The sequence below is a fragment of the Idiomarina sp. UBA4206 genome (assembly GCF_002383015.1).
Classification (GTDB): Bacteria; Pseudomonadota; Gammaproteobacteria; order Enterobacterales; family Alteromonadaceae; genus Idiomarina; species Idiomarina abyssalis.
In genome coordinates this window covers 29,538-33,411 of the sequence record NZ_DFTS01000041.1, presented here as the reverse complement: position 1 = coordinate 33,411, position 3,874 = coordinate 29,538, and the positions used below count along the sequence as shown (strand labels likewise).

The 3,874-nt window shown below is 46.9% G+C and carries 6 protein-coding genes; 2 read left to right on the top strand and 4 right to left on the bottom strand.

The window, feature by feature from the left end:
• Window positions 1-718: transporter associated domain-containing protein (locus B3180_RS08820; RefSeq protein ID WP_286844078.1), on the top strand; the 718-nt coding region annotated here is incomplete at its 5' end.
• Here B3180_RS08820 and B3180_RS08815 read toward each other — a convergent pair.
• The 4 genes from B3180_RS08815 to B3180_RS08800 are packed head-to-tail and all read right to left on the bottom strand — an operon-like array spanning window position 715 to window position 3,233.
• Window positions 715-1,140 (bottom strand): DUF4426 domain-containing protein, encoded by a 426-nt coding sequence (locus tag B3180_RS08815; protein WP_199495114.1) that lies wholly within the window; start codon window positions 1,138-1,140, stop codon window positions 715-717. The two genes, B3180_RS08820 and B3180_RS08815, sit on opposite strands and share 4 nt — an antisense overlap.
• Before the next feature lie 22 nt (window positions 1,141-1,162).
• Window positions 1,163-1,690, bottom strand: coding sequence for a YggT family protein (locus B3180_RS08810; protein WP_199495113.1), 528 nt, complete (start codon window positions 1,688-1,690; stop codon window positions 1,163-1,165).
• Between the two features lie 8 nt (window positions 1,691-1,698).
• Window positions 1,699-2,523, bottom strand: a complete 825-nt coding sequence (proC, locus tag B3180_RS08805; RefSeq protein ID WP_199495112.1) for a pyrroline-5-carboxylate reductase — start codon at window positions 2,521-2,523, stop codon at window positions 1,699-1,701.
• Entirely contained in the window at window positions 2,523-3,233 is a 711-nt protein-coding gene (locus B3180_RS08800; protein WP_199495111.1) for a YggS family pyridoxal phosphate-dependent enzyme, read from the bottom strand. The genes proC and B3180_RS08800 overlap by 1 nt, the downstream gene beginning before the upstream one ends.
• A gap of 36 nt (window positions 3,234-3,269) precedes the next feature.
• On the opposite strand from B3180_RS08800, the gene B3180_RS08795 reads away from it, so the two are divergent.
• The coding region (locus B3180_RS08795; protein ID WP_286844075.1) for a type IV pilus twitching motility protein PilT at window positions 3,270-3,874 on the top strand (605 nt) is incomplete at its 3' end.

Below are 3,874 nucleotides of genomic sequence, written 5' to 3'. Positions count from 1 at the left end.
GGGGTTAAGAGGAGCCGTCCCCATTATTTTGGCTTTATTCCCATGGCTGAGTGGCGTACCAAATCAGGAGCTTTACTTCGATATTGCTTTTGTTGTGGTAATGATTTCATTGATTATTCAGGGCTGGAGTATTGCGCCGGTAGCGCGCTGGCTGGGGCTGGAAGTGCCGTTAAAAGCAAAACCGCAGCAACGTATGCCACTATCATCTGTGCCCAGTAAAGAGGCGCTGGAGGTCTGGCTTTATCGCATTGATAAGAACTCACCTGCCTGTGATCACACCTGGAAAGAGCTGAAGTTAACTGCGCCTGCAACTTTCGTGGGGTTAATTCGCGATGGTGAATGGTTGCAGCCGGAAACCCAGCCTATGGTTGAAGAGGGTGACGGTTTGCTGGTGGCTGCTACGGTGAAAGATATTGACGAGGTCAGTCGAATTCTTGCATCAGGTGGTAAAGGCTTAAAAGTATCAGAAAAAGACTTCTTTGGTGACTTCACGTTACGTGGCGATTTGACGCTGGCCGATGTCGGTAGCTTTTACCCCGTAGGGGAGCTCAATGAAGGTTTATTGAGCACAACAATATCCGACTATTTCTTATTGAAGTTCCACCGGCGAGTGGTTATTGGCGACACCATACGTTTAGGTGATGTTATTCTGACCGTACGAAAAGTCAGTGACAAAGGCGATATCCAGTCAATTGGTGTTAAGCCGGTAAAAAGTTAGTCGTTTAACCAAAATTCCTGATTAAACTTAAGTGTTTGCTGGTCACCAACTTCAATAGTGAAACGCAGGGTTTCGGCGTTGGTGTAATTAAACTGTGCCAGATAGTAACTGGCATCACCTTCTGTTACCTGCTGAAACTCGAGTTCCTGTATTTGGCCCAGAGGGTTAACAACTTGCCCGGCAACGCCAGGGGTTTGTGCTTTTTGCGTTTGTTTGTCGAGCACGGCAATATTAAGTACACCTTTTGAGGCGCTTCGGGTTAAGTCATATTGCGTTGCTACTGCCGGAGCTAATAAGGTGGAGGAAAAAGCGCTGTAATGAACATCCCATTGACCAAGAGTCTTCTTTTGCTCGGCCATAAGGCTGACAGAGAACAGCATGGACATAGCTATTACTGCCTTAACAAAAACTGTTTTACTCATCGCTTTGCCTCCACCATTGGCGTTAAACGCCAATTAATACTCGTAAAAATTGCAGTGCAATAATAACAACCAGTACCGATAAATCTAAGCCACCAATTGGCGGAATAACTTTACGGACAGGTGCTAACAGAGGCTCTGTTATTTGATGCAGCATGGCTTCTACCGGGTTATAACCCTGTGAGAACCAACTGAGTATGGCACGGATGATCAATACCCAGAACAGCATGGACAGCAGGCTGCTAATGGCTGTTAGTATTCCCTGAATGACAATCACCAGGGGACCCACGGCCAGGCCATTTAGCCAGACCAAAGCTGCCACCTTCAACATGCCTAGCGCTAGCGCAAATATTAAACTGGCAGTATCCAGCTTACCTATCATTGGCATGAAGCTACGAAGCGGTCCGACAACGGGCTGTGTTGCTTTATACACAAATTGGCTGACCGGGTTATAAAAGTCTGCCTGGGTTAACTGCATCCAGAGTCGCAACAGCACAATGATCAGATACAGATCAATTAGGGTGGCGACTAAAAATGTGAGGGCGTTATTCATAGTGGCTCCTAGAAGAGTTTCGCCATTTCCTGATTACGGTTTACCGCTGCTTTTACGGCTTTTTCCGAAATGCCGTGTAAGTCAGAGTCCTGGTAGGCTTCAACACCCTTAGCTGTTGAGCCGCCTTTACTGGTGACTTGTTTGCGCAAGTCTTCCAATGATAACTCACTTTCTTTAGCCATTTGTGCGGCGCCTAAACAGGTTTGCTGGACCATAGCGCGGGCTTTTTCTGCATCAAAGCCAAGCTCGGTTGCTGCCTTTGCAAGGCTGTCCATAAACTCGAAAAAGTAAGCTGGTCCGCTTCCGGCAACAGCACCGAGAATATCGAGCTGATCTTCATCACTAACCCAGAGGGTTTCGCCTACACCGTTAAATGCTTCGGTGACAAAGTTTTTATCGGCATCGTCTACTGAGTTGTCTGTGACTAAACCAGACATGCCCTGGCCAACCAGTGATGGCGTATTAGGCATAACGCGGATAATACGAATGTTTTCGCCCAAATACTCGCGATATTTCGGAATACGAATACCCGCAGCAATGGTAATAATTAGTTTGTCGGTCAGGTTGTGGACATTTTCACGCAAGTGAGCACAAACTTCAGCCATTAACTGAGGCTTAACGGACAATACGATAGCATCAGCATTATTCACAACTTCCAGATTGTCATTGCTGGTATTAACGCCCAGCTCCGACTTCATTTTCTCTAATTTGGCATCGCTGGGGTTACTGACCCAGACTTTGTCAGCAGGGTAACCGCTTTTACACATACCACCGACAATGCTTTGTGTCATGTTACCTGCGCCGATAAAGGCAATATTGCGAATGTCGTTCATTAGGACTCCCGTTCTCCAAAAATTGCTGTTCCAATACGTACCATGTTAGCACCCTCAAGCACTGCTTGTCGCATATCGCCCGACATCCCCATGGATAAGGTATCAATTTGCTCGCCACAGGTTTGTTGCAGTTGCTCATAAAGGCGAAACATGTGCTGAAAACTTTGCTTGCGTTGCTCTTCCGTTGTTTCTGCTTTGAGTATGGTCATTAAGCCGCGTAATTTAAGCCTTGAGCAGCTCATCACATACTCAGCTAATTCTTCAACTTGCTCTGGCGCCAGACCCGACTTGTTGCCATCGTCGTCAATATTCACCTGTAGTAAAATGTTGAGTTGCTCGAGACTGTCTGGGCGCTGTTCATTCAGGCGGCGGGCTATTTTTTCCCGCTCCACGCTTTGTACCCAGTCAAAGTTCTGAGCAATATCTTTTGTCTTATTGGACTGAACTGGTCCAATAAAGTGCCACTGGACCGGGTCGGGTATGTGTTCTTTTAGCTGGGTGATTTTATCAACCGCTTCCTGAACGTAGTTTTCGCCGAAATGCATTTGTCCGGCGGCGATTGCGGCTTTTATTGCATCCACAGAGTGTTTTTTACTCACGGCTAGCAGTTTCACTGACTGCCCATGTTGCGACTCTTCGGCTAAAATCTGCAATTGCTGACGTATTTCCGCAAGATTATTTGTTATCTTTTCTGATACCTTAGTTGTCATTGCCACCGTCATCTCACTGATTCAGGAATAAGATATATGAATGTTAACGAATTACTGGCCTTTAGTGTGAAACAAAATGCCTCGGACTTACATCTGTCTTCCGGCAGTGTTCCTATGATTAGAGTGGATGGGGACATTCGGCCATTAAATCAACCCGAGCACCAGCCTGACGAGCTAAAGGATATGTTGTTTGAGGTGATGAGCAAAGGTCAGTGGCAGGAGTTTGAAGAAAAATTTGAGTGTGACTTTTCGTTCGAGCTTGAAGGCATTGCGCGTTTCCGGGCGAATGTATTCACACAACGAAAAGGTATCGCGGCAGCGTTTCGTATGATCCCCAGTGAAGTCACCACACTGGAACAACTGGACGCCCCTGAAATATTTAAAGACATTGTCAGTGCCAGCCGTGGTTTAGTTTTGGTGACCGGGCCAACGGGTTCCGGTAAATCAACGACCTTAGCGGCCATGGTCAATTATTTAAACCAGACTAGGTCGTTGCATATTTTGACTATCGAAGACCCGATAGAATTTGTTCACGACAACCAGAAAAGTCTGGTCAGTCAGCGCGAGGTACACCGGGATACGCGCAGTTTCAGTGCGGCCCTTCGCTCCGCATTGCGTGAAGACCCGGATGTGATCCTGGT

Excerpts from the sequence above, each read along its gene's own strand:
- B3180_RS08815 (WP_199495114.1), bottom strand. The coding sequence starts at position 1,140 with ATGAGTAAAACAGTTTTTGTTAAGGCAGTAATAGCTATGTCCATGCTG.
- B3180_RS08800 (WP_199495111.1), bottom strand. The coding sequence starts at position 3,233 with ATGACAACTAAGGTATCAGAAAAGATAACAAATAATCTTGCGGAAATA.
- proC (WP_199495112.1), bottom strand. The coding sequence starts at position 2,523 with ATGAACGACATTCGCAATATTGCCTTTATCGGCGCAGGTAACATGACA.
- B3180_RS08810 (WP_199495113.1), bottom strand. The coding sequence starts at position 1,690 with ATGAATAACGCCCTCACATTTTTAGTCGCCACCCTAATTGATCTGTAT.